Raw genomic sequence first — 25,880 nt, forward strand, 5'->3', positions numbered from 1 at the left:
ATAAGGATGCAGTCATGGTTGAACAGAATGTCATCACTTCAATGCTAGACGATTTCGCCAAGGAACAGCCAATTCATACTGCTATTTGTATCGGGCAGGATTTGACCCGATCTCAATTTCAGCAATCTATTCAATGGCACTATTTTAACGTATCTGAGGTTTTAAATCTGCCTTTTCAACAGCGTTATGACCTAGCAGTAGTGATGCTGGACACTCCTGAAACCTTAGCATTGTCAGAACAGCAGAAGAGTCAAATTCTGGTTAAAATGCGTGATTTATTTGCAAAACGTCTGGTAGTAGTGAGTCGCTTGCAGGATGAAAAACTGCTCAGGTCTCTAGGTCTGACCCAGCTGATTGACAAGACGGTTCATGAGGCAGATTTTGCACTCTGGCAATTCAATATTTTGACTTATAAACATGTGCCAGACTGGTTTAACTCTAAATTCTGGGCTAACCCTGAAAACTGGGATAAATATCGCTGGTAAAATTGGAAAGCTAGGAAGGACTTATATCAGTATTGCAAATATTAACAAAATCCTGCATGGAAAATATGAGCCCAGACTCTATTCTGTAGAGAAGGTGTATACAGGAATGAGTTATGACCAATCTTAGTAGTATTGTGGAAATGCTGGCCAAGCAAGCTTTAGGAAATAACCAAGCCCAATCCCAGCAGCGTTCATCCCAGCAAGGGGGATTGGCAGATATTCTTGGATCAGTATTGGGTCATATCAATAATGCCAATCAGCAAAACCAGAACCCAAATCAGCAGCATCAAAACTCACAACAGCAAAACAAGCAAAATGGCCTAGGTGCAATTTTAGGTTCTGTACTCAGCCAGCTCGGCGGTGGGAGCCAATCTTCCGCTCGACCAAGTTCTGGACTGGGTGGCAGTTCAACAACAAAGACTTTATTGATTGCTGTCTTGCCACTGGTCTTGGCCTGGATTCAGAAACAGGGCGGTTTGCAAGGAGCATTGGATAAGCTCAAAGGACAAGGTTTAAATAGCCAGGTTGATGACTGGGTCTCTACTGGCCCGGGTGAAAATGCCAATGTCGATCCGCAGCAGGTACAAAACCTGTTTGATGACCAGGAAGTAGAACAGGTCGCAGAACAGACCCATGTGCCTAAACAGGATGTCTATAGCGCCATTTCTCAGGTCTTGCCGCAGATTATTGATTCACTGACACCACAAGGTGAGCAAACCAGCAAGCAGGAAGCCAATAATGATATTCAGAATGTATTGAATATGGTCTCAGGCTTGTTTAAAAAATAAATCTATCTATCCAATAAAAAATCCCGACTTTTAGCCGGGATTTTTTCTATTGAACTGTATGAACTTTAAGCTTCTTCCAAATTCAGGCTAAAGAGTCGGTTGGATTTACAGATCTTCTTGGCCACATAGTGCGATTTTCTAAGACGGATTAAAATAATCTGAGACTGAAATTCCAGTTCGCCAAATTCAGGTTCAACCTGAACATAGTGCAACTGACCATACTCATCCCGAACTCGCGCTTGGGCAGAAAAGCCAGGACGGGCATTACCGCTCGAAATCGTGGCTAAACGGCCTAACAGGTTTACATCATTCTTTTTATATTTAGGTGGAATGACCTGATCCAGACAATGAATCATAAATACGGTAAAGAAAATCGCAATGATCAATGCCGGTAGAATGATGTAATAGGCAGGTAAGAAATGATATTCCTGTGAGTAGATCAGAAACTGAAGCAAATAGCCGGCAAAGCTAAAATTCATCAGGAAGAAAAATACAATCAGGGTTTTGGAAAATTTGACATTTAGCCATTCAACATTCTGAAAGTCATATGGGGAAATGCGTTTCAGGAGTTGACTGAGTTTAAGCTTAAAATAGAAGGCAACTGTTTTTGCCATGCCAAGCAGAATGATGAACAATAAACTGAGATGAAATGGCATCAGGTTATAGTCAAGTAAAAACTCAGGCATGGCAAAATCCGTTTTAGCTATTATTCTGAAAGATAAATTCCGCCATCAGAATGCACGGTAATATCAACTTTTTCAAGTAATTGACCTTGGCAAGGTCCAGAAATACATTCACCGCTTTCTACTACGAATAGCGCACCATGAGTAGAGCATTCAATAAACTCCTGATCACGGTCTAGAAATTGGTTTTCCAAAAATTCCAGTTCTACCTGTAAATGTGGACAAATATTCTGGTAAGCATAAAACGAACCATCACGCTGGGTGATAAAAATTGTATCCCCATTCGGAAGTTCAAAAGAGCGCGCTTCACGCTCTGGAATATCGTCAGTCATGCAAATTTTAAACATTAAGCACATTCCTTAAGAACATCTTTTAATAATGCTGCGTATTCTGAAACAGCCAGACGTGGACCAAATTGCGCTACCACTTGACTAGACACCAAAATTGCCAGTTCTGCTGCTGTTTTTAAACCAAGACCCGCATTAAGTGCATATAAAAAAGCACCCGCAAACGCATCGCCAGCACCATTGGCATCCACTGCAGTTACAGCACGACCCGGTACAGTGAAGGTTTCACCATTATTGGAAATAAGCGCACCCTCAGCTGACATTGTAATGACAACGTATTGACTTAATTCTTTAAGTTTAGCCAGAGCGGCTTCGATGGTATCTGTTTCGGTATACATCAATGCTTCTTGCTGGTTGCAGAACAAGAGATCTACACCATCTGCAATCATTTCATCCAGACCGGCACGGGCATATTGCACCATCGCAGGATCAGAAAGGGTAAATGCGATTTTAACCCTATTGGCTTTGGCAATTTCACGCGCCTGTTTTACGGCCTGACGTGCTGTTTCGGAAGTGGATAGATAACCTTCGATATAGAGCCATTTAGCAGTTGTTAAAGGCTGGAAGTCAATCTGTTCATCTGTGAGTTCAGCAGTAATACCTAAATAGGTATGCATGGTACGTTCAGAATCTGGGCTGACCAGAACCATACAGGTACCTGTTACGCCTTCACTAATCGATTGGGTTGTAGTTTTAATGCCAGCTTCATTTAAGCCATGCAGATAGATATGACCCAAATCATCATTACCGACACGGCAGGCATAGAATGCAGAGCCGCCCAAAGCTGCAAATGCAACTGTAGTATTGGCTGCTGAACCGCCTGAAGCCTGACCTTTATAAGTTTGAGTTGCTTTTAAGTTTTGATACAGAGTAGCCTGAGCTTCACCATCCGCAAGTTGCATGGTGCCTTTTTGCAAGTGATGTGCAGTTAAAAACTCATCAGAAACTTTAAATTCCTGGTCAATCAGCGCATTGCCAATCGCAAAAAGGTCAACAGTAGACATATCCAAATATCACATTAAAAATGAAAGTGCTAAGTTTACACGATTGCTCGGGTTTGCTGTAGTTCACTGAAACATTTTCAGAATACTTTAAAAAATACTGTAACTTATTCAGCTTGAATCTTTGGTCTAAGAATTGGTTTATTTTTAAACGGTAGCGAGTGCAGCCATTGATTTAAAGGTTGGATTTTATTTATAAGATTAGAGTACCAAGCAGTTATACTGGTGCGACATTTGAACAATCATCTAAAACAGTGTGGGTATATGGATATTAAGATTGTAACAGCCGAGCAGCTCCCTGATCAGATTGACACTTTAGCGACACTGGCGCGTAAAGAAGGTTATGACCTGATTGATAAGTTAATTGAAGAATACCGCACTGGAAAAAACTGTTTCAGTCAAAATAATGAATTTCTGGCCTGTGCCTATGATGGCAATAAACTGATTGCCTGTGGCGGCTTAAACCAGCAATGGGGCGATAACGGCATTGAAGAAAGAATTGGCCGGGTACGTCGCTTCTATGTGCATCCAAAATATCGTCAACATGGTGTAGGTAAGCAGCTTCTAGCTTATCTGGAGCAGTTGGCACGACCATTTTATTCAGCACTTTGTTTACAGACCGATACCAAACTGGCCGCCAGTTTCTATCAAAAACAGAACTATGTCTTTGTTGAAAACCACCCGAGTTATAACTATTTCAAGTATATGATCTAGAGATCATTGCCAAACCTGATCATTTAAAAATCAGATGATCAGGTTTACTTAATTCGATCAAAATCCTCGGTTTTCTGCGTGAATAATTCAAACAACTACAGCTATAATGCGAATAATAATTTTTTAATTTAAGCATTAGGAGATCGCATGACTGTAGATGTCACTGAAACCATTTCTCAAACTGTACATCCTGCGTTTCAGTTGGTACGTCAACAACATGTTGAAGCTTTAGACATTTTAGTGTCTGAATATAAGCATAAAGTGACTGGCGCCACCCATTATCATCTGGCGGCCAATCATGATGAAAATGTTTTTCTGGTTGCGTTTCGCACTCAGCCAATGGATTCGAAAGGTGAAGCGCACATTCTGGAACATACTGCACTGTGCGGCTCAGAAAAATTCCCGGTACGTGATCCGTTCTTCTTGATGATTCGCCGTTCGCTTAATACTTTTATGAATGCCTTTACAGCGGCAGACTGGACGGCTTATCCATTCGCAACTCAAAATGATAAAGACTTCCAGAACTTATTAGAAGTTTATATGGATGCGGCCTTTGCTGCGAACCTGAATCCGCTGGATTTTGCTCAGGAAGGTATCCGTATTGAGCTGGAAAATGGCGAACCGGTATATAAAGGCGTGGTATTTAATGAAATGAAAGGTGCAATGAGTTCACCTTCAGATCAGCTTTATCATACTTTGGCGCATCACTTATTCCCGGACACTACCTATCACTACAACTCAGGCGGCGATCCTAAAGATATTCCAAACCTGACTTATGAAGAGTTGGTGAATTTCTATAAAACGCATTATCACCCAAGTAATGCAGTATTTATGACCTTTGGTAATAAATCTGCTGCTGAGTTACAGGAACAGTTTGAAAATCTGGCACTGTCTAAATTTGGAAAAGGTGAAACACTTTATTCAACGCCAGAAACCCGTTTAACTGCGCCACTCAATGTAACAGAAACCTATGCAGTTGATGGGGAAGATCTGAAGGACAAGACTTATCACGTATTGTCATGGTTATTGCCAGAAGCGAGTGATATCAAGTTACGTTTAGGCTTGCGTCTGGTAGAAGGGATTTTGCTGGAAGATTCAGCATCTCCCTTACGTCATTACTTGGAAACCTGTGGTTATGCACAGTCAACTGGCCCATTCATGGGCGTAGATGATTCCAACTTTGAAATGACCTTCTACTGCGCGGTTCAAGGTTCAAACCCGGAACATGCTGAAGAATTCAAAAACGGAGTTTTCAAAGTTCTGGAAGATGTTGCCTCTAAACCTGTTGATCAACAGGCAGTAGATGCGATCCTGCATCAGATCGAATTGCATCAGCGTGAAATCAATGGTGATGGTACACCTTATGGCCTAAGCCTGATCTTGAGCGGTTTAAGCAGTGCAATTCACCATCGTGATCCGGTTGAAGTCTGGGATGTGGATTCTGCGATTGCTTCAGTAAAAGAAGAGTTGCAAGATCCAATGTGGCTGTCGAATCTGATTAAAGAGCATCTACTGGATAATCCGCACCGTGTTCAACTGACTTTAGTTCCAGATGCAACTAAATCTGCCAAAGAAGTGGAAGAAGAAAAAGCACGTCTGGCTGAAATTGGTAAAGCTTTAACTGAAGAGCAAAAAGCAGAGATCAATGCTCAAACTGAAGCGTTAAATATCCGCCAAGATACTCCAGATGATTTGAATCTGTTACCTAAGGTGGGTCTGGAAGATGTGCCTGCGGAATTGCAGATTGTTCAAGGCCAGTTGCGTGAGATTATCTGTAACCGCGTAGATACGCCGTTGAATCTTTATCATGCAGGTACCAATGGGATTTATTACCAACAGGTATTGGTGAAAATTCCAGATGAAGTGGTGCAATCACCGTATTTCAACCTGTTGTCTATTTTAATGGGTGAAGTTGGTGCGGGTGAATATGATTACCTGCAATTCCAGCAACTGCAAACAGCAGTCAGTGGTGGTCTGGGCATGGGCGCTTCATTGCGTTCTAAAGTGGATGACAAAAACAAGATCAGTGCGTGGTTAACTTTAACGACTAAATCTTTGGCTAGCCATCTGGATGCGATCCGTCTGTTAAAGATCGGTTTTGAGCAGCTACGCTTTGATGAAAAAGGCCGTATTATTGAGTTATTACAACAGCGTAAAACTCGCTGGCAATCACGTATTTCCGGTTCGGGTCATAGCTATGCGATGCAAGTGGCATCACGTCAGCATAGCGCTCTAGCCTTGCGTGATTATCATAATACCGGTCTGGGTGCTTTGAACTGGCTGATTAACTTGGTCAATCAGGCTGAAAAAGATCCAGCAGCTTATGATGCCATGATTGAGGAATTAAAACGCATTCATACAGTCTTGCTACAAGCACCAAAACAATTCCTGTTGGTGTGTGAAGAACAGCAGTCTGAGCGTCTGATTGAAGAAATTCAAAACGTGTGGGACAAACTGGAAGTGAATACTGCACCTGCAGAATTGACTCAGGTTGAAAAAGTTAATCATAGCAATGATGAAGCCTGGTTGATTCAGACTAATGTGCAGTTCTGTGCAGCAGCTTATCCTGCGGTAGAAGTTTCACATCCTGATGCTGCTGCCTTGATGGTATTGGCAGGCTACTTGCGTAATGGTTATCTGCATAGCGCAATCCGTGAAAAAGGCGGTGCTTATGGTGGTGGCGCAAGCTATGACGGAAATGCATGTTCTTTCCGCTTCTATAGTTATCGCGATCCACGCTTAGCAGAGACTTTCCAGGACTTTGATGCAAGTATCCAATGGTTGCTTAACGCACCTCAACAACCGCATCAGCTGGAAGAAGCCATCTTGGGTTTAATTGCCAGTATGGACAAACCGGGGTCACCAGCAGGTGAAGCGATTACTGCCTGTTATGCCTACCTGCATCAACGTACGCCAGCATTCCGTAAACAGCTTCGGGAACGTTTGTTGCATGTCACTTTAGATGATTTGAAACGTGTCGCACAGACTTATCTGGTTGAACAGCAAGCTTCAAAAGCGGTGGTTGCGCCATTTGCCAAACGAGAAACTTTAGAACAACTCGGCTTTACAATTCAGCAAGTTCAATAAATAAAAACAATGAGGATAGAGGATGGCGCTTAATTCTATTAAGCGCTCAACTTTGCAGCTGGGCGTTTTGCTTGGCTGTGTAGTTGGGACGCAAGTTAATGCGGAAGATAAAACTGTAGCGAGTAGTCCGATGCCGGCAACGGCGGAGGCTTGCTCTGCGGTTGAAACCAATTCAGAACGCTTGGCCTGTTATGATGCGGTATTTAAAATACCGGCCGATAGTAAGCCAGATATTGTTTCTGAACGGCGTGCAGCCATAGAAATTGCGCCCGAACCTGATAACCTCAAAGCAAAAATTGAACAAACCGTTTCCAATATCTATGCTTCAGAAGGATCAAAGCTGACTCCGACTTTATCCTTGCTGGATAGTCGTTGGGAATTGTCGCCGGAAAGTAAACTGGGTACCTGGAATATCCGTTCCTATCAGCCGATTTATCTGATGCCAGGATTCTGGACTTCCAAGAAAAACGAGTTTCCGCAAAGCGAAAACCCAAATAACACGGTTGAAGAAGACCAGAATTTGACCTCGATTGAGGGGAAATTCCAGTTATCTTTAAAAACCAAGGCGGTTGAAAATATTCTGGGTGATAACGGTGATCTTTGGCTGGGTTATACCCAGTCTTCACGCTGGCAGGTATATAACTCGGAAGAGTCCCGACCATTTCGTGAGACCAATTATGAGCCTGAAGCAAGCCTGATCTTCCGTACTAATTATGATCTGTTTGGTTTAAACTGGCGTATGCTGGGATTGACGCTTAATCACCAGTCTAATGGCCGTTCCGATCCATTATCTCGTAGCTGGAACCGGGTAATGCTGAATCTCGGTTTTGAAAAAGACAACTTCGCCATGATGCTACGCCCTTGGTATCGTATCGAAGAAGACCGGGCTGATGACAATAATCCCGAGATTAAAAACTATATCGGACGTGGGGATTTAACTGCATTTTATCGTCATAATGCCCACGATTTTTCCCTGATGTTGCGTCATACACTTAAAGGTGGTGATGATAACCGTGGTGCGGTACAGTTCGACTGGTCATTTCCGATCAGTGGGCGTCTACGCGGTCAATTCCAGCTCTTTGATGGTTATGGTGAAAGTCTGATTGATTATAATCACCGTGCAACTTATGTGGGCTTGGGTGTATCCTTAATGAATTGGTACTAATCTGTTTCATGTAAAAAACCACGCTTATGCGTGGTTTTTTGCTTATGTGAATTCATTTAAATCTTAACCAATCTGAATTTCTGAAGGCGGATGTTTAAGACGGCTCTTTTTCGGTGTTGCAATTAAATAGGCAAGGGTCAAAGGTCCTAGACGACCCGCATACATCATCAGCATCAGAATGATTAAACTCGCTGGTTGCAATTCTCCAGTAACACCACGCGTTAATCCGACCGTACAGGCGGCAGAAACCGCCTCAAACAGTAAATCTAAAAAATCATGATCGGGTTCTAGAATGAGTAAACTCATAAAACCGGTCATGACCAGACCTGCGGTAATACACACAACCGCTAAAGCCTTAAAAGTGGTTTTTTCAGAAATAGAATGATTGAACAAGCGAATTTCATCTTCACGGCGTAGAAAACTGATTACGCTGATCACCACAATAATAAAGGTGCCAACTTTAATTCCACCCGCCGTACTTAAGGAGCCGCCACCAATAAACATTAAAAAAATGGTGACTAGACTTGAGGCATCGCTCATCTGGTCCATGGGCAGACTATAAAAACCCGAAGAGCGGGGAACAGTGGCATGGAACCAGGCATTGAGTGCCTGATCACCTACACTCATCAGCGCTAAAGTCTGTGGATTAGAGGCTTCTAATAGCCAGAGTACAATAAAAGCACTCAGGTTAAGGCCCATAATCGTCGTTAGAATCAGCTTGCTATTCGGACTGAGCTTGCGCCAGCTTTTATTCTGTTTTACATCCATCAGAACCAGAAATCCGATCCCGCCAATGATATATAGCATACTGATCGTAAAGGTCACGAAATACTGGCCGGAAAAGCTCATTAAACTATTTGGGAAAAGAGAAAACCCGCCATTATTAAACGCAGAAACACTATAAAAAGCCGCATAAAACAGTGCTTCACCAAAAGGATAATCTTCCAGCCACGCCATGGTTAAAATTAGGGTGCCAATGGCTTCGAAAAACAGGGAATATAGAAATACCGCTTTAATGGTAAAACTGACTTTCTTCAAACTGGTCTGGCCAATAGATTCCTGTGCCATCACTTGCTGTCTTAAACCAAGTTTAGGTGACAGGCTCATAAAAGCGAGTATGGCAAAGGTCATAAAGCCGAGGCCACCACATTGCAGCAGGAACATAATCACGACCTGCCCAAAGGGTGTATAAGCTTCACCAACATTAACCACAGATAGCCCGGTAATCGTTACTGCAGAAGTCGCTGTAAAAATCGCCTCTAACCAGCTGATTTCAGTTTGATGGGCAAAGGGCAGCATCAGTAATAAAGAGCCAATAAAAATCAGTCCGAGAAAACCTAAGGCCAGCAGACTCGGTGGACTGAGATTGACAATCCTGTTCTGGTTTAAATGTGAACTTTTCATATGGCCTTAAAATGCTTGGATAAACGGCGTAAAGGTTCCAGCAATCCTTCAACTACCAGAATGTCACCTTCCTTAAGTAATAGTCCAAGATCTACGATATGTTGTATTTCAGTGCCACGTTTATGCAAAAGAACTTTAATTTCGGGAACCTGACTCATTAACTGGTGTAAGGGAGTGTCATGATGATCGGCATGAATCTCGATCTTGACAATATAATGATCATCTTCAAGTGACATATAACGGCTAACCATCGGGTAGCTGAGTGATTGTGCCACACGAACGCCCATATCTTCTTCTGGGTGAATAATTTTTTCGACATTCAGATGAGTCAAAATCATATGGTGGGCTTTGGATTTGGCTTTGGCCCAAATTTTCTTTACACCCATATTTTTTAGATGCAGTACACACAGAATGCTGGCTTCAATATCTTCACCAATCGCGACTACGACTGCTTCACAGCGCTGGATATCCAGTTCATCCAGGACATGCTCATCGGTTGCATCGGCAATCACCGCATGGGTAAGCTGATCGGAAATATTTTCCACATATTTTTTGTCGAGATCGATTCCAATCACATCATGTTTCAGGCTGATCAGTTGAGTCGCCACTGTTGCACCGAAGCTGCCCAGCCCAATGACTGCAAATAATGCCATGCATATTTCCCTAAATCTTTTTTATTTCAAATCAGTTCATGTCTAAGTACGTATCTTAAAGATTTTTATAGTTTTCAGCTATCTGGCCTTACATAAATACTTCATACATTTTTTTAGCTGGACATAAAAAAACCGCCTCGAAAGGCGGTTTATATCAAACTGATTATTTCAAGAAACGCTGATAACCTAGGTTGTTGGTGATTTCTTCATATGGATAAGTAATGCTTTCCAATGTCTCAATCAAACCATCTGGATTTTGCTGTGCATCTTCTGCTTCTAGGCCGACCAGTACGCGACCTTCTGCAGCGCCGTGGTTACGGTAATGGAACAGGGTGATGTTATGCGTTGGGCCAAGACGTTCTAGGAACATTAGCAGGGCACCTGGACGTTCCGGGAATTCCACGCGGAACAGGCGTTCATTTTCAATATCGGCATGACCGCCAATCAGGTAACGGATATGTAGTTTTGCGACTTCGTCATCAGACAGATCATCAACATCGTAGTCGAATTTCAGGTTTTCATAGATTTCCTGACGTTCTTTTTCACCATTTTTCAGGCTGATACCGACAAAGACCTGAGCTGCAGAAGCATCACTTGAACGGTAGTTAAACTCTGTGATATTACGGCCTTGTAGTGCACGGCAGAATTTCAGGAATGAACCTTTTTCTTCTGGAATAGTTACGGCAAAGATAGCTTCTTTGCGTTCGCCGAGTTCTGTACGTTCGGCAATATAGCGCAGACGGTCGAAGTTCATGTTCGCACCGCAAACAATCGATACGATGTTTTTGCCTTTAATGCCGTGTTCTGCTACATATTTTTTGATACCGGCCAATGCCATTGCACCTGACGGTTCTACGATGCTACGGCATTCATCATAAGTATCTTTAATTGCTGCACAGACTTCATCGGTATTGACCAGTACCACATTAGGTTCAACAATTGGGCCAGAATTATCTGATTTTTGCAGACGGATCACATCAAATGGTTTTTCACCAATTTGTGCCACCGCAGTACCATCGGCAAATAAACCGACAGATGGAAGAATCACACGTTCATTGGCTTCTAAGGCCGCTTTTAAGCACGCGGATTCATCATATTCCACAGGAATCACTTTGACATGCGGAGCCACATCTCCCAAGTACGCTGCAACACCGGCAATCAGGCCACCACCGCCAACTGCAACAAAAACATATTCTACATCACGCCATTGGCGCAGGATTTCATTGGCAATCGTACCTTGACCTGCCATCACCAGTTCGTCGTCATAAGGCGGAATGAACGTCATGCCATCTTCTTGGGCACGCTGAATGGCATATTTGTTGGCAACGTCAAATGAATCGCCATGTAATACTACTTCACCGCCTAAACGTTTTACCGCTTGGACTTTAATGTCGGGCGTGGTCTTTGGCATCACAATAATCGCGCGAATACCCAGCTTTTTCCCTGACAGTGCCACGCCTTGTGCATGGTTGCCTGCTGAAGCTGTGATAACGCCACGTTCGAGTTGTGATTTCGGTAATTGACTAATACGGTTATAGGCACCGCGTAGTTTAAATGAAAAGACCGGTTGTAAATCTTCACGTTTAAAGCGAATGTTATTATTTAAGCGTTCGCTAATTCGTGGCGCTGCTTCGAGTGGGGTTTCGATTGCAACATCGTAGACCGTTGCTTGTAAAATTTGTCGAACCAAACGAGACAGCATGTTAATTTTCCATCTAACAGTTTAAAATAAGACTCTATTGTAACAAACCACACGGCTTTGCGGTTTAAAATTACTGCAAAAGTCCAAATTAGTTGAGTGATGTCATGAGTCTATATGCAACCCAAGATGAGAAAAAACAAGCTGCAGCCAAAGCGGCTTTAAAACACTTACCGAAAGGGGGCATTTTAGGCGTAGGTACAGGTAGTACCGTTAACTTTTTAATTGACCTTTTACCAGAACTGCAATTGGAAGCTGCTGTTGCAAGTTCTGAAGCGACTGCACAGCGTCTGAAAAAATTAGGCATTGAAGTGGTTGATATGAATAGCGTGGGCGGTTTAGATGCCTATGTCGATGGTGCTGATGAAATTGACCGTCATATGCACATGATCAAAGGTGGTGGTGCTGCGCTTACACGTGAAAAAATCGTGGCGTCGATTGCGAAAAAATTCGTATGTATCGTCGATGATTCGAAATGGGTAGAGCAGTTGGGTCGTGATTTCCCATTACCTGTTGAAGTGATTCCAATGGCACGTTCAGCAGTCGCACGTAAGTTGGTGGCGTTAGGTGGTGATCCTGCTTACCGTGAAGGTGTAGTAACTGACAACGGTAACGTGATTTTAGACGTTCATAACCTGAATATTCTGAATGCGCTTGAGCTGGAAAAAACCATTAACGACATCCCTGGTGTAGTCTGTAACGGTATTTTTGCGATCAATAAAGCTGATATTGCGATTGTTGCGACCAATAACGGTATTGAAGAGCGTACAGCGATTTAAGAAATCCTCCCTGACCCTCCTTTTTCAAAGGAGGGAAAAGTCTTTAATTTGATAAAGCTCCTCGAAACTTCTATAAGTTTGAACTTCCCCCTTTATTAAAGGGGGATCGAGGGGGATTAGTAAAATAACGATTAAATATAAAAAATGACCCTAAACGACCTGCCCGAAATTCAAATCACCCGAAATGTTCGTTCAACACGCCTTAGACTGCGTGTAGAGTGTGATCAAATCCGTTTAACCGCACCTGTATTTTGTAGCAAAAAACAGATTCGGAATTTTATTGACCAAGCGGAAAGCTGGCTACTAAAAACATGGAAATTGCAGCAGGAAAAAAATCAAAGTATTGATAGATCTTTACCAGCAGAATTGCAGCTTTTTAATCAGACTTCACCCATTCAGATTGTTTATCAAAGTCAGAAGCAGAACTTCCTTTTTGATGCTAAATTATTACAGCTATCGATCAGTGACCGTCATCCTGAAACCTATTTAAAAGCCTTTGCCATTTCTTATGCTAAAGAACAGTTGCCTGTTTATCTGGACAAAGTAAGCCAAGAAACAGGATTATCATTTAACATTTGTAATGTTCGCCAACCGAAAACACGATGGGGCAGTTGTTCTGCCAAACATGACATCATGCTAAATAGCGGCATCATTCTGTTTCCTGAAAATATCGTGCGTTATTTATGTGTGCATGAACTGGCCCATACCCGGCATTTTGACCATAGTCCTCGTTTCTGGGCGGAAGTGGCAAAGCATGATCCAAACTATTTAACTCACCGCAAAATTCTGAAAAATACCGTAATACCATATTGGTGGACAGCTTAAGAATATCTTTAGAGGAACTCGGATAGTATTTATTCACTTCCAAATAGCCTAAGCAATAGACATAATTCTCTTAAAGTTCTTAAAATCTCTCAAAATAAAAGGGGTAAATAAAAAACCATCAATCCCTAGTGAAACAGTTTAGAAAACCTCAAGTTCCTGTCATACTACAGCCCATAAAGGAAACATCTAGTTTGAGGTAATCATCGTGATTTCAGTGGGTATTGTGGGTGGTACAGGTTATACAGGCGTTGAACTTTTACGTCTATTACTGCGACATCCGAATGTAGAGGTTAAAGCACTGACATCACGTACTGAAGCAGGCCGCCGTGTCGATGACATGTTCCCGAGTCTGCGTGGACATACGGATCTTCAGTTTTCTGACCTCAGCCTTGATCTTTTAAAAGCATGTGATGTGGTATTTTTCGCGACACCACATGGGGTTGCCATGAAACATGCTGAAGAACTTGTCGCAGCCAATACCAAGGTAATTGACCTTGCAGCTGATTTCCGTTTGCAAAATCTGGCACAGTTCGAAAAATGGTATGGCATGGAACATGCTTGCCCAGAAGTGTTAAAAGATTCTGTTTATGGTCTGTCTGAACTTAACCGTGACCAGATCAAACAGGCGAGTGTGATTGGTAATCCGGGCTGTTATCCAACGACGGTTCAGCTTGGTCTGGCACCAGTATTAAAATCAAGTGAGGCCTTGGTAAAACCAGAAAGTATTATTATCGATGCAAAATCAGGTGTATCAGGTGCAGGTCGTAAAGCCAGCCTGGGCATGATCTATTCTGAAAATGCTGATAACTTTAAGGCTTATGGCGTTGCGGGCCACCGTCACCATCCTGAAATCGTAGAAGCATTAGAAAACATTTCAGGTCAAAAAGGCGTGTTTGACCATATCCTGTTTGTGCCGCATCTGGTGCCGATGATTCGTGGGATGTTATCAACGATTTATATCGATTTGACTGAAGCAGGTCAGGCAGCTGACTTGCAGTCACTGTACGAGCAGTTCTATGCCAATGAACAGTTTGTTGATGTAATGCCAGCAGGCAGTTCACCAGAAACCCGTTCGGTGCGTGGTGCTAACCAGTTGCGTATTGCACTATACAAACCACAACCAACCAAGCTGGTGATTCTGGTGGCTCAGGACAATCTAGTCAAAGGTGCAGCTGGTCAGGCAGTACAGAACATGAACCTGATGTTTGGCTTTGCAGAAAATGCAGGCTTGAATAATATTGGTTTATTACCATAAAAAACGTATTAGAACTTCACACACATTTAGATTTGGATTTAAATGTGTGTCTTGAACAAAGTATACAGAGATCAAAATGCCGAATAATGAGTCAAACATGACGATCCAGGAACCCTCTACAAAGAAACCATTGATGAAAGGCAATACACCTTTGGTAATCGGTGCTGCTGTGTTGATTCTGGGTAGTGGCTTGCTGGGCTATACGGTCGGGCATCGGCAAGGTTTGACTGCGGTGGGCTTTGAGGCGGATGCAGAACAATTGGTTGAAGTAGTACAAAAACAGAAAACCAGTCTGGAAACACTGAATAAATCTCTGAATACAGCGGTACAGGAACGTGATCTGGCCGTTAGCAATGCTAATGATCTTTATCTGGCTGCAAATAAGGCGCGTGATGCCCAGGAGCAGGCTGAAAGCGTTGGTACGATCTACCGCGAGATCTTGCGTCAACGCGGTGGTTTAGCACTAACAGTTCAACATCTGGGGATTAAGGCATTGCCTGATAATGCCTTTGAATACCAGATTGATCTGGTTCAGGTCAGCCCGGGCAAAAATCGTGCTTCTGGTACAGTGGAACTGCGCTTGATTAAGGGTACTGAAATTCTGGTCGTGCCGCTTGAAGATAAAAACTTTAATTTTGACAATTACGAACGTTTGACTGGTCGCTGGACCATGCCTAAAGGTTTTAAACCAGAATTTATTGAAGTGCGCCTCTCAGGGACTAAGCCTGTGATTCGCCGTTTTAGCTGGGATCAGGGGAATGCTGTTGAAAGCCAGTCAACAGTCCTGTCAGAGATTCCAAAAACTGAAGCAAATGCAAATTAAGTGTGAAATAGAAATCGTATGCCAAGCAATAAACGTCCAAAATGTTTAAGTGAGATCAAAAATTCTTTTTACGAGTCCGGCATGGTTGATTGGCATATTAGCCCGCGTTTAACAGACGAGCCTTTTCACGATGATGACGCTGACCTTGCAGTCCAGACTGCACCTCCTGAACTGAAGCGTCCACCGATGTATGCAGTGGTATTATTGAATGACGACTACACTCCAATGGAGTTTGTAATTGAAATTTTACAACAATACTTTGCAATGAATCTTGACCAAGCTACACAAGTAATGCTAACTGTACATTATGAAGGAAAAGGTGTAGCTGGGGTCTATCCTCGAGACATTGCGGAAACCAAAGCGAACCAAGTCAATAATTACGCTCGATCTCAAGGTCATCCTTTACTTTGCCAGATTGAGCCGAAAGATTAAGGGGGTTGCATGCTCAGTCGTCAATTAGAAGTATCACTACGTTTGGCTGTCAGCATGGCTCGTCAAAAGAGACATGAGTTCCTGACCGTAGAACATTTATTATTAGCTTTACTCGACAATGATTCTGCCGTGAATGCCTTAAAAGCATGTGGTGCAGATATTATCGTTTTGCGTAAAGAATTAGAAGAGTACGTAGAACAACATACCCCTAAACTCGGTGAAAATAGTGATCAGGCACCTCATCCTACAGAAAGTTTTGACCGGATTTTGCAACGTGCAATTTTCCATGTTCAATCCAGTGGCGGTGATCGTACTGTAGAAGGCGCCGATATTCTGGTTGCGATGTATTCTGAGCGTGATTCTTTTGCAGTTTATCTGCTTAAACGTCATCAGATTAACCGTCTGACTTTAACCCAGTATCTTTCTCATGGTACACGTAAAGACGAAGTGCAGTCTGAAGAAGAAATTGAAGAACTGGACGGTGAATCGGCCTCTTCCAATAATTCTGGTCCGCTAGAGTTATATACGACAAACCTGAATCAGGAAGCTCAACGCGGCAAGACAGATCCATTGATTGGCCGTGAAAAAGAAATTGAGCGGGCAGCGCAAATTTTATGCCGCCGTCGTAAAAATAATCCCTTACTTGTTGGTGATCCAGGTGTAGGTAAAACTTCAATTGCTGAAGGTCTGGCTTGGTTAATTGTGAATGGCAAGGCACCTAAGCCACTGGAAAATGCTGAAATCTATAGCCTAGACATCGGCGCACTGGTGGCGGGAACTAAATACCGTGGTGATTTCGAAAAGCGTTTAAAACAGCTATTAAATGCCTTGAAGAAAAAACCAGATGCAGTACTGTTCATTGATGAAATTCATATGATCATAGGTGCAGGTTCAAGCATGGGCAGCACCATGGATGCATCGAATCTAATCAAGCCTGCATTGGCAAATGGTTCATTGCGTTGCATCGGTTCAACCACATTCCAGGAATACCGTCAGGTCTTTGAAAAAGATCATGCCTTGTCACGTCGGTTCCAAAAAATAGATGTGAATGAGCCTTCGATTACAGAAACAATTGATATCTTGCGTGGCCTGAAATCTAAATTTGAAGATTTCCACCATGTACAGTATGACGATCAGGCACTGGTTTCTGCGGTTGAGCTGTCAGCGAAATTTATTAATGACCGTTTCTTGCCAGATAAAGCGATTGACGTGATTGATGAAGCCGGTGCACAACGCCGTTTGAAAGCTGAGCAAGACGACAGCCTGATTACGGTTGAAAATATCGAAGACATTGTGTCCAAGATTGCCCGTATTCCACCGAAAACGGTTTCTAAAGATGACAAGTCTGTACTGGAGAACCTTGAGCGTGATCTGAAACGTGTAGTCTTCGGCCAGGATGAAGCAATTGAAGCTTTGGCTTCTGCGATCAAACTGTCACGTGCGGGTCTGAAATCGCCTGATAAGCCAGTGGGTAGCTTTGTATTCGCAGGTCCAACGGGTGTAGGTAAAACTGAAGTCACCAAGCAATTGGCGAAAATTCTGGGTGTAGAGCTGGTTCGTTTCGATATGTCGGAATACATGGAGCGTCACGCAGTTTCCCGCTTAATTGGTGCGCCTCCAGGTTATGTTGGTTTCGACCAAGGTGGTTTGTTAACTGATGCGATTCACAAAAATCCGCATTGTGTATTACTTCTAGATGAGATTGAAAAAGCGCATCCGGATGTATTCAACCTGTTATTACAAATCATGGATCATGGTTCATTAACGGATAATAATGGTCGCAAATCCGATTTCCGTAATGTGGTGCTGGTTCTAACGACTAATATTGGTGCGGAAAGTATTTCCCGTGTCAGCATTGGTTTCATGGAACAGGACAACAGTAATGATAACCAGGAAGCGATGAAGAAAGCGTTCTCGCCAGAATTCCGTAACCGTCTGGACGGCGTGATTCAGTTCAAGGCATTGCCGAATACCATTATTGAAAATGTCGTGGATAAATTCCTGACTGAACTTCAGGCACAACTGGATGAGAAGAAAGTGGTGCTGGAGGTGGATCAAAGCGCACGTGAGTGGATGGCTGAAAATGGCTATGATCGCTTGATGGGTGCTCGACCAATGCAGCGTCTGATTCAGGAACATCTGAAAAAACCACTGGCTGAAATGATCCTGTTTGGTGAACTGGCTGAAAATGGTGGTAACGTTTCAGTTTCTGTGAAGAAAGAAAATGGTAAGTCTGTCGGTCTGAAACTTGAAGTCTTCGAAGATCAGACTGCTGAACCAGCTTAATCATTGAATAGATCATCATCAGACCCGTGTTCGCACGGGTTTTGTTGTTTTATTTGCCCTTAATTTATGTGCTCTTGGTTTAAAGAGTTTCTGATTTAGCGAAATATATGGATATCCAGATTAGCAAGCTTTTAACCACGTTTTTTCTGTTTTTATTAACGGCATTGATGGAAATTTTGGGCTGTTATTTTCCCTACCTGATTCTAAATCAGGCGAAGAGCAAGTGGTTATGGGTTCCGACGGCATTAGCCTTAGCTGCGTTCGTCTGGCTTTTGACTTTGCATCCGGCGGCTTCTGGACGTATTTATGCTGCCTATGGGGGAATCTATATTTTCTCAGCATTAATGTGGCTGAGATTCATTGATCAGGTTAGCCTTTCACGTTGGGACCTGCTTGGGGGAATTGTGGTCATTCTAGGTGCATTAATTATTATTTTACAGCCGCAAGGTTTGATCCGTTGACCGTCTGTTTGTATTTACCAAAATAGAATTTATCAAAATATAAAAGGCAGCCAAAGCTGCCTTTATTGATTCTAGACAAGATTATTTTACATTACAGTCTTTTTGGGAGAGATCTACATTATAAGTGTGTGTTTGGGAGCTGAGACTAAGTTCGATTTTATAAGGATTGACGATCTGATAGCGATGTTCAAAAAAGATCTGGCAGTTATTTAGAAGATTATTACGAATCACTTTAAGAACTTCTTTACGGCCTAAGTCTTTCTCAAACTGGCTAAAGTCGGGTGTCGTGATCATGCCTTTAAGCGTGGTTTTATTGGCTGTAAGTTGTAACTGCTCTATGATTGTATTCTGATCGATCTGTAGCGGTAAAGTCTTGGAATCTTCCGCACTTAGCACGGTAAGCAGCTCGTTCAGCTCAGCTTTTTTCTCAATTTTAAACTTGCTGTCCAGAATGCCTTTTCCTTGGAGATACTGGTCGAATTCAGAAGCATACACCGGTAAAGCAGCACTACTAAAACCTGCCAGGAGTGCCAAAGTCCAATATTTTTTTTGCATTGTATCGCATCACTTTTTATGTCATTTCAATTCTGATTATAAGAGCTGAAACAAAAAAAGCACCAGAGATTGGTGCTTAATTTGTGAAGATTTTTTGAAGGAATCAGTCTTTTTTCAGGTTTTCATTCAACAGGAATTCAACCAGTGCTTTTTGTGCATGAAGGCGGTTTTCTGCTTCATCCCAAACCACAGCATTTTTGTGGTCCAGCATGTTTTCAGAAATTTCTTCACCACGATGCGCAGGTAAGCAATGCATGAACAGGCAGTCTGGGTGTGCAAGATCCATTAGGCGTTCATTCACCTGATAATCTGCAAAAGCTTTTTCACGGATTTTCTGTTCTTCTTCCTGGCCCATACTTGCCCAAACGTCAGTGACGATCAGGTCGGCATTGACTGCTGCATCTTCAGCAGTATCGACCAGTTCTACACAGTGTGCGAATTCAGACAGGAACTGTTCTTGAGGCTCATAGCCTTTCGGTGCTGCAACTTTTAGCTTGAAGCCCCACATGTGCGCTGCTTCGATATAAGAGTTACACATATTATTGCCATCGCCGATCCAGGCAACAGTTTTACCTTCGATCGAACCGCGATGTTCCAGATAAGTCTGCATGTCAGCAAGTAACTGGCAAGGGTGATGATCATCAGTCAAAGCGTTGATCACTGGAACTTTTGAATAAGAAGCAAAACGTTCTACGATATCGTGACCGAAAGTGCGGATCATCACAATATCCAGCATGCTGGAAATCACACGTGCAGAATCTTCAATTGGCTCACCGCGACCCAGTTGGGTATCGCGTGAAGACAGGAAAATTGCGCTACCACCAAATTGGCTCATGCCAGCTTCAAACGAAACACGCGTACGGGTACTCGATTTTTCAAAAATCATGCCCATCACTTTACCAACAAATGGTTGGAACACTTCATTGTTATGCTGTTTGCGCTTAAGCTCAATTGCGCGTTGCAAAATCTGGTTAAGTTCTAAAGTTGATAAATCGCGTAAGGTGAGAAAGTGACGGAGAGCCATTCGTTACTCCACAATAATTGCCGAAAAACTCGATCAACAATCAGTTGTTGGTTAGTTTAAGAAAAAATACGGAATCGGCTAATATACTATAAGCAATGAAAAATGCAAAAAAAACTAGACTTTTTGATGACCGTCTAAAAATCGATCCACACAATAACTGATGTATTTGTCGATTTCCTGATCATCTTCCTGTACCGGAATTCCCATCAGAATCCGCCATTCCAGATTACGCAAGATGCCAAAATATAACTGGGCCGAATATTGCGGATTCTCGCAATGCAATAAACCTTGCGCATCTGCTTGTTCTAAAGCCGTGGCAATCGCACTTTGTACATGTACTGGGCCTCGTTCATGAATATGCTGCGCGAGTTCCGGATTACGCTGACTCTGTTCCAGCACCAGACGCATAAAGGCTGAATTTTCCGGTTGCATGATCTGATGATAAAAATTAAGCAGCGTATGTACCAGATAACTACGAAAATCCAGAGCCATCAGCTCGATCGGAATACTGATATCTTCAAAAAACTTGATACGACGATAATCGCAAATGGCCTTAAACAAGCCTTCTTTGTTGCCAAAGTACTTGTAAATAGAAGCCTTGGAACCGCCTGCATGCTGGACAATATCATCAAGAGAAACTGCATCATAACCATGTTCCAGAAACAGTTCGGTCGCAGAGACCAGCAGCGCAACGCAGCGCTCATGACCACGTTTGGTTTGTGGCAGATCTTTGGCGAGTGGTTCCAGATGAACAAGGTTTTGCATAGAGGATGGTATATCAACAGGTTATATAAACTTGGTAGTTCATCATAACAAATATATCCGCAGATTTCACAATCGGACCGGATGAAGGCGGAATTTATTCAATGAATCAAGTAAAACTTAAAAGTTTGACTAAAGTTTTAGAGTTTTTATTCTATTGGCTTATAGCATCATGGTTTCAAATCGGTATACTCAAATCTCAATAATTATAGCCAAGACTGTGGAAGGGAAGATGACAGAACAAATGTCTGCAGGTTTAAAGTTTAGACAAGCGCTTGAAGTCGAAAAACCATTACAAATTATGGGCACAGTGAATGCCTATGCTGCCATGATGGCCAAACAGGTCGGTTATAAAGCCATTTATCTCTCTGGTGCCGGTGTTGCCAACTATTCTTACGGTCTACCTGATCTAGGCATGACCAGTCTGGATAATGTTCTGGAAGATGTGCGTCGCATTACTGAACGTGTAGATACACCCTTACTGGTCGATATCGATACAGGCTGGGGCGGTGCATTTAACATCGCACGTAGCATCAAGCAGATGATTGCTGCTGGCGCTGCAGCTGTGCATATCGAAGACCAGGTTGCGCAAAAGCGTTGTGGTCATCGTCCGAATAAGGAAATTGTGACCCAACAGGAAATGGTTGACCGGATCAAGGCGGCAGTCGATGCTAAAACCGATTCAAACTTTGTGGTGATGGCACGTACCGATGCATTACAGAAAGAAGGTCTGCAGGCAGTGATTGACCGTGCTTGTGCCTGTGTCGAAGCAGGTGCAGATGCCATTTTTGCTGAGGCAATGACGGATATTACGATGTATCGCACCGTATGTGATGCAGTTGGTGTCCCAGTATTGGCCAATATTACCGAATTTGGTGATACCCCATATTACACCACTGAAGAACTGGCTGAGCAGGGTATTCGCATGGTACTTTACCCGCTATCAGCCACCCGTGCGATGCAAAAAGCGGCACTGGAAGTGATGCGCTCAGTGCGTGAAAATGGTACACAGGTGCATGTTCTGGATAAAATGCAACCGCGTAAAGAATTATACGAATTTTTAGATTATCACAGCTTCGAAAACACATTAGATAAACTGTTCAAGCAGGAGAATTAAAACAATGGCTGAAGGAAAAGTACTCACTGGCGCAGGATTGCGCGGACAAGTCGCAGGCAAAACTGCACTTTCAACAGTAGGCAAAAGTGGTGCAGGCCTGACCTATCGCGGCTATGACGTACAGGATCTGGCAGAAAACTGTCAGTTTGAAGAAGTCGCTTACCTGATTTTCTTTGGTGAATTACCAACTTCAGAACAGTTGGCAGCCTATAAAGCAAAACTGAAATCTTTGCGTGTACTGCCACAAGCATTGAAAGAAGTACTTGAGCGCATTCCAGCGGACTCACATCCAATGGATGTGATGCGTACTGGCGTATCGATGCTGGGCAACCTTGAAACTGAACAGTCTTTTGATCAGCAACAGGATGTTGCAGACCGTATTCTGGCGACGCTACCAGCAATTATCTGCTATTGGTATCGCTATAGCCATGACGGCGTACGCATTGATGAAAATACCGATGATGATTCAATCGGTGCTCAGTTCCTTCATTTGCTACATGGCAAGAAGCCAAATCAGCTGCATGAACAGGTGATGAATGTATCCCTGATTCTGTATGCAGAGCATGAATTTAATGCTTCAACCTTCACAGCGCGTGTTTGTGCATCAACTTTGTCTGACCTGCATTCATGTATTACCGGCGCAATTGGTTCACTACGGGGTCCATTACACGGCGGTGCCAACGAAGCGGCAATGGACATGATTGAAAACTGGAAATCTCCAGAAGAAGCCGAGCGCAAAATGCTGGGCATGCTGGAGCGTAAAGAAAAAATCATGGGCTTTGGTCATGCGATCTATAAAGACAATGATCCGCGTAATGGCATTATCAAGCAGTGGTCTGAAAAACTGGCAAAAGATGTGGGTGATACTGTGCTCTATCCAGTATCAGTACGTTGTGAAGAAGTGATGTGGCGCGAGAAAAAACTGTTCTGTAACGCAGACTTTTTCCATGCTTCTGCTTATCACTTTATGGGTATTCCAACCAAACTGTTTACGCCAATCTTTGTGATGTCACGCGTCACAGGTTGGGCGGCGCATGTGATGGAACAACGTGCAGATAACCGGATTATCCGTCCGAGCGCGGATTATACCGGTCCAGAATTACGTAAAGTGGTTCCAATTGCTGAACGCACTTCTGCTGCGTAAGCCAGAGATATTCTAAATATAAAAAATAAGGTCTCCACGAGACCTTATTTTTTTTCTGATTATTTATTGACGTTGGTTTAACGACTTAATAATGCTGGATCTTCAATATGATAACCGGTTTCGAATGGGAGGCCTAAGTATTTTACCGTCACCAGTATTTTATTCTGTTTCGGTACTTTATAAGTCTGGTTTAATCTTAAATCTGCTTTATAGCTGACTGCTTGTTGAACAGGACTTTTATACTGGCCAGATTGCACTCGATATTGATAAGTCCATTTTGGGACTTTCTGTTTAGGGTCATGCCATGCAGGGGCGGTACCTTTGCTGGTCTTTAATAGCTTGAGCTGGATATTTTGCTTTTGCAGAGGTACTAACGGAATCAGACGCTTTTTAATTTTGGCAATTTCCTGTTCAAACTTACGACTGTCCTGATCGTAGTCAATCTGCTTGGTTTTTGGATTGATATACAGAGAGTTCACCTGAATTAACTGATTCGAGGTTTTGGATTTAAAATTATAATAATACAGTTGAGGTAGGCGTCCGCGACCATCGAGATAATGGCGCAACAGATAAAGTTTCTGGTCTTTGACTTCATAACCCAAAACCTCAATATTCTGTGGGCCACCGACAGTGGCGAAAGCGGATACAGGAATGCCAAGGGCGAGCAAAAGAGCTGCAATTCTTATTTTCATCACTGATCAGGCCTCATTAAAAACGTGCTTTTATGGAAGTAATTTAACTATAAATACAGTAGAAATAATGAAGTTTGATCAGCACTCATTTAAACAGTTTTGGCTTTAGGTGTTGAGTAGATTAATCATGTCATGTGCGATGACGGCTGCCAGTTTATTGAGACGTTCCTGTGGTGTGCCTTTAATATAATACTGGAACTGGTGAGTCTGAAGACCATCATAAACAGCGGCGAAGAAAGTACCTTCCGGTTTATCAGGTGTTGCACTACCGCCTGGTTTAAGCAGGCCAGTACAGGCAATAATCCAGTCAGCCTCCTGAAACATTTTTTTACCTGCCTCAGCCAGAGCAACCGTTACAGGCATGGATTCAGCTGAATGGGTACTAATCAGATTCGGAGAAATTCCCAAAACATTAATCTTCACGGACGGATCGTAGCATACCAGACCACCCAACAAGATTTCAGCACCTTCATTTTTGCAAATTGAAAACTGACTGGTTAAATAGCCAGAACTTGCACTTTCAATAAAAGCAATCTTGATGTTTCTTTGTTCCAGCAGGCCACAACATGTTTTAATCATAATGTCTATTTTGTCTTAGAAGGTAATCCTTATTCCAATGTAGTCCCATTTTGCTTTTGTATCAACTGTGAGATTATTTCTTTATTATGATGAAAGGTAAAATATTTTTGTAATTTTAGTATTCCAAACGTAAGTTTGGCAGTTGTTAAACTGATTGCTTAATGCTTGGACAATATTTGAAATTAATGGTTTTAACTTGCTCTGATCAGTGGTAAAAATAAAAATAAAGTGCGTAAGGAAAGTAGGTTGTAAGAATGAAAACCACAGTAAAGTATTCCGTATTAAAAAGTCTAGATTATCAACTGGGTACTCCTTTATTTCAGGAAGAAATTGAGGCAGATGGTCAATATTTTGATCAGATCCCAAGCATCATTCATTACCAGAATTTAAAGTTTAAAGTCAAAAGCAAAGAATTAAAGCGTTTATATCTGGCCGAAGAGCAAGAAGAAAGCCAAACCATTATTGTAAAAGTGGTCGCAATCTAAAAATAACTTATTAAAAATAAGCCTCTTAAAATAAGAGGCTTATTTATTGGATAAAGATCGTTAAAATAAAATTTGATTAGATTTAATAAAAAATTTAATAATAGGCTTCTTTCATAAATCACTTTTTACACAGTTCTAAATTGTAGATTCCAGCGATTAAATTGAATCTCAAACCAAGTCTTTTCCCTCTGTTTCTATAACGTTCTGCAAGGATTTTGAAAGTTTTCAAACTGCCAAATACATGCTCAATGCCAATTTTTCTTTTATTGATTTCCTGATTATAAATCTTTAGTTCGGGATCTAGTTTGCAATGCTTCTTTGCTTTTAGAGGCAATAGGCTATTTGAATATACTGCATAAATCCCTTGATAACCCTTGTCTGCAAGGATAAATGCCTCGAAGAGAATTTGATTCAAGTTCCTTTTAAAGAGTTCAAAATCATGTACAGCACCACAACTGGTGCATAAACTCAGAATTTGCTGAGTTCTATAATGAATGATGGCCTGTACTTTGAAAGTATGTACCTTCTTCTTGCCACTATAGCTTCTCTTCTGTTTTTTAGGTCTTTGTATTGGAATTTCTGTAGCATCTACAATCACAACATTCCAGTCTATGCCTTCACCTTCAGGCAAATTC

27 protein-coding genes are annotated in these 25,880 nt (G+C 42.3%); 15 read left to right on the forward strand and 12 right to left on the reverse strand.

From position 1 onward, the window contains the following. Window positions 1-14: 14 nt before the first annotated feature. Both FTV25_RS10095 and FTV25_RS10100 read left to right on the forward strand, forming a co-directional pair. On the forward strand, window positions 15-485 hold the full coding sequence (locus FTV25_RS10095; protein WP_180003216.1) for a DUF6231 family protein: 471 nt from the start codon (window positions 15-17) through the stop codon (window positions 483-485). 113 nt (window positions 486-598) lie between these two features. Beyond that, window positions 599-1,273, forward strand: a complete 675-nt coding sequence (locus tag FTV25_RS10100; RefSeq protein WP_180003218.1) for a YidB family protein — start codon at window positions 599-601, stop codon at window positions 1,271-1,273. 65 nt (window positions 1,274-1,338) lie between these two features. Here the strand turns inward: FTV25_RS10100 and FTV25_RS10105 are convergent, their stop codons facing one another. The 3 genes from FTV25_RS10105 to FTV25_RS10115 are packed head-to-tail and all read right to left on the reverse strand — an operon-like array spanning window position 1,339 to window position 3,307. Further along, on the reverse strand, window positions 1,339-1,959 hold the full coding sequence (locus FTV25_RS10105) for an OB-fold-containig protein (protein WP_180003221.1): 621 nt from the start codon (window positions 1,957-1,959) through the stop codon (window positions 1,339-1,341). 20 nt (window positions 1,960-1,979) lie between these two features. Next, window positions 1,980-2,288 (reverse strand): Rieske (2Fe-2S) protein, encoded by a 309-nt coding sequence (locus FTV25_RS10110; RefSeq protein WP_373683627.1) that lies wholly within the window; start codon window positions 2,286-2,288, stop codon window positions 1,980-1,982. Between the two features lie 14 nt (window positions 2,289-2,302). Next, complete coding sequence (locus FTV25_RS10115; RefSeq protein ID WP_180003225.1) at window positions 2,303-3,307, reverse strand: adenosine kinase; 1,005 nt, start codon at window positions 3,305-3,307, stop codon at window positions 2,303-2,305. A 261-nt stretch (window positions 3,308-3,568) separates the two neighbouring features. Here FTV25_RS10115 and FTV25_RS10120 point away from each other — a divergent pair, with 261 nt between their 5' ends. The 3 genes from FTV25_RS10120 to FTV25_RS10130 all read left to right on the forward strand — a co-directional run bounded on the left by FTV25_RS10120 (window position 3,569) and on the right by FTV25_RS10130 (window position 8,270). After that, window positions 3,569-4,018: a GNAT family N-acetyltransferase gene (locus FTV25_RS10120; RefSeq protein ID WP_034170350.1), complete on the forward strand. Its 450-nt coding sequence runs from the start codon at window positions 3,569-3,571 to the stop codon at window positions 4,016-4,018. Window positions 4,019-4,165: 147 nt separating this feature from the next. Beyond that, window positions 4,166-7,105: an insulinase family protein gene (locus tag FTV25_RS10125; RefSeq protein ID WP_180003227.1), complete on the forward strand. Its 2,940-nt coding sequence runs from the start codon at window positions 4,166-4,168 to the stop codon at window positions 7,103-7,105. Between the two features lie 22 nt (window positions 7,106-7,127). After that, entirely contained in the window at window positions 7,128-8,270 is a 1,143-nt protein-coding gene (locus FTV25_RS10130) for a phospholipase A (RefSeq protein WP_159122738.1), read from the forward strand. Between the two features lie 63 nt (window positions 8,271-8,333). Here FTV25_RS10130 and FTV25_RS10135 read toward each other — a convergent pair whose 3' ends face one another. The 3 genes from FTV25_RS10135 to ilvA form a co-directional block, all read right to left on the reverse strand. Then, on the reverse strand, window positions 8,334-9,674 hold the full coding sequence (locus FTV25_RS10135; RefSeq protein WP_180003229.1) for a TrkH family potassium uptake protein: 1,341 nt from the start codon (window positions 9,672-9,674) through the stop codon (window positions 8,334-8,336). Beyond that, window positions 9,671-10,327, reverse strand: coding sequence for a TrkA family potassium uptake protein (locus FTV25_RS10140; protein ID WP_180003231.1), 657 nt, complete (start codon window positions 10,325-10,327; stop codon window positions 9,671-9,673). Before FTV25_RS10140 ends, FTV25_RS10135 begins: the two co-directional genes overlap by 4 nt. 163 nt (window positions 10,328-10,490) lie before the next feature. After that, a complete protein-coding gene (gene ilvA / locus FTV25_RS10145; RefSeq protein ID WP_180003233.1) occupies window positions 10,491-12,029 on the reverse strand; it encodes a threonine ammonia-lyase, biosynthetic in 1,539 nt (512 codons plus the stop codon). Window positions 12,030-12,133: 104 nt separating this feature from the next. On the opposite strand from ilvA, the gene rpiA reads away from it, so the two are divergent. From rpiA to FTV25_RS10180, 7 genes are all read left to right on the forward strand, one after another. After that, complete coding sequence (gene rpiA, locus FTV25_RS10150; RefSeq protein ID WP_159122734.1) at window positions 12,134-12,805, forward strand: ribose-5-phosphate isomerase RpiA; 672 nt, start codon at window positions 12,134-12,136, stop codon at window positions 12,803-12,805. Window positions 12,806-12,949: 144 nt separating this feature from the next. Further along, window positions 12,950-13,630, forward strand: coding sequence for a M48 family metallopeptidase (locus FTV25_RS10155; protein WP_180003235.1), 681 nt, complete (start codon window positions 12,950-12,952; stop codon window positions 13,628-13,630). Window positions 13,631-13,829: 199 nt separating this feature from the next. Beyond that, window positions 13,830-14,885, forward strand: coding sequence for an N-acetyl-gamma-glutamyl-phosphate reductase (gene argC / locus FTV25_RS10160; RefSeq protein ID WP_180003247.1), 1,056 nt, complete (start codon window positions 13,830-13,832; stop codon window positions 14,883-14,885). 76 nt (window positions 14,886-14,961) lie between these two features. After that, window positions 14,962-15,708 carry a DUF6776 family protein gene (locus FTV25_RS10165; protein WP_180003237.1) on the forward strand — a complete coding sequence of 249 codons (747 nt, stop codon included), beginning with the start codon at window positions 14,962-14,964 and terminating at the stop codon, window positions 15,706-15,708. Window positions 15,709-15,726: 18 nt separating this feature from the next. Beyond that, entirely contained in the window at window positions 15,727-16,140 is a 414-nt protein-coding gene (gene clpS, locus FTV25_RS10170; RefSeq protein WP_034170359.1) for an ATP-dependent Clp protease adapter ClpS, read from the forward strand. Window positions 16,141-16,149: 9 nt separating this feature from the next. Then, window positions 16,150-18,426 (forward strand): ATP-dependent Clp protease ATP-binding subunit ClpA, encoded by a 2,277-nt coding sequence (gene clpA / locus FTV25_RS10175; RefSeq protein ID WP_034702512.1) that lies wholly within the window; start codon window positions 16,150-16,152, stop codon window positions 18,424-18,426. A 107-nt stretch (window positions 18,427-18,533) separates the two neighbouring features. Continuing rightward, on the forward strand, window positions 18,534-18,887 hold the full coding sequence (locus FTV25_RS10180; RefSeq protein WP_180003239.1) for a YnfA family protein: 354 nt from the start codon (window positions 18,534-18,536) through the stop codon (window positions 18,885-18,887). A gap of 81 nt (window positions 18,888-18,968) precedes the next feature. Here FTV25_RS10180 and FTV25_RS10185 read toward each other — a convergent pair whose 3' ends face one another. The 3 genes from FTV25_RS10185 to FTV25_RS10195 form a co-directional block, all read right to left on the reverse strand. After that, window positions 18,969-19,442 (reverse strand): hypothetical protein, encoded by a 474-nt coding sequence (locus FTV25_RS10185; RefSeq protein ID WP_179992341.1) that lies wholly within the window; start codon window positions 19,440-19,442, stop codon window positions 18,969-18,971. A 103-nt stretch (window positions 19,443-19,545) separates the two neighbouring features. Then, window positions 19,546-20,466, reverse strand: coding sequence for an ornithine carbamoyltransferase (argF, locus tag FTV25_RS10190; protein ID WP_004786004.1), 921 nt, complete (start codon window positions 20,464-20,466; stop codon window positions 19,546-19,548). Window positions 20,467-20,580: 114 nt separating this feature from the next. After that, entirely contained in the window at window positions 20,581-21,231 is a 651-nt protein-coding gene (locus tag FTV25_RS10195; RefSeq protein ID WP_034702501.1) for a TetR/AcrR family transcriptional regulator, read from the reverse strand. A gap of 229 nt (window positions 21,232-21,460) precedes the next feature. On the opposite strand from FTV25_RS10195, the gene prpB reads away from it, so the two are divergent. Both prpB and prpC read left to right on the forward strand, forming a co-directional pair. Next, window positions 21,461-22,345: a methylisocitrate lyase gene (gene prpB / locus FTV25_RS10200; protein ID WP_004785998.1), complete on the forward strand. Its 885-nt coding sequence runs from the start codon at window positions 21,461-21,463 to the stop codon at window positions 22,343-22,345. A 4-nt stretch (window positions 22,346-22,349) separates the two neighbouring features. Continuing rightward, entirely contained in the window at window positions 22,350-23,489 is a 1,140-nt protein-coding gene (gene prpC, locus FTV25_RS10205; protein WP_034702497.1) for a 2-methylcitrate synthase, read from the forward strand. Between the two features lie 77 nt (window positions 23,490-23,566). Here the strand turns inward: prpC and FTV25_RS10210 are convergent, their stop codons facing one another. Together FTV25_RS10210 and FTV25_RS10215 are read right to left on the reverse strand one after the other, a co-directional pair. Beyond that, complete coding sequence (locus FTV25_RS10210; protein WP_180003249.1) at window positions 23,567-24,181, reverse strand: aminotransferase; 615 nt, start codon at window positions 24,179-24,181, stop codon at window positions 23,567-23,569. A 105-nt stretch (window positions 24,182-24,286) separates the two neighbouring features. Further along, window positions 24,287-24,760: a CinA family protein gene (locus FTV25_RS10215; protein WP_034702490.1), complete on the reverse strand. Its 474-nt coding sequence runs from the start codon at window positions 24,758-24,760 to the stop codon at window positions 24,287-24,289. Window positions 24,761-25,014: 254 nt separating this feature from the next. On the opposite strand from FTV25_RS10215, the gene FTV25_RS10220 reads away from it, so the two are divergent. Then, complete coding sequence (locus tag FTV25_RS10220) at window positions 25,015-25,245, forward strand: hypothetical protein (RefSeq protein ID WP_034702487.1); 231 nt, start codon at window positions 25,015-25,017, stop codon at window positions 25,243-25,245. A 118-nt stretch (window positions 25,246-25,363) separates the two neighbouring features. Here the strand turns inward: FTV25_RS10220 and FTV25_RS10225 are convergent, their stop codons facing one another. Further along, window positions 25,364-25,843 carry a transposase family protein gene (locus FTV25_RS10225; RefSeq protein WP_316251628.1) on the reverse strand — a complete coding sequence of 160 codons (480 nt, stop codon included), beginning with the start codon at window positions 25,841-25,843 and terminating at the stop codon, window positions 25,364-25,366. Window positions 25,844-25,880: the final 37 nt, after the last annotated feature.

This window comes from Acinetobacter sp. YH12249, assembly GCF_013417475.1.
In the GTDB taxonomy this organism is placed as follows: Bacteria; Pseudomonadota; Gammaproteobacteria; order Pseudomonadales; family Moraxellaceae; genus Acinetobacter.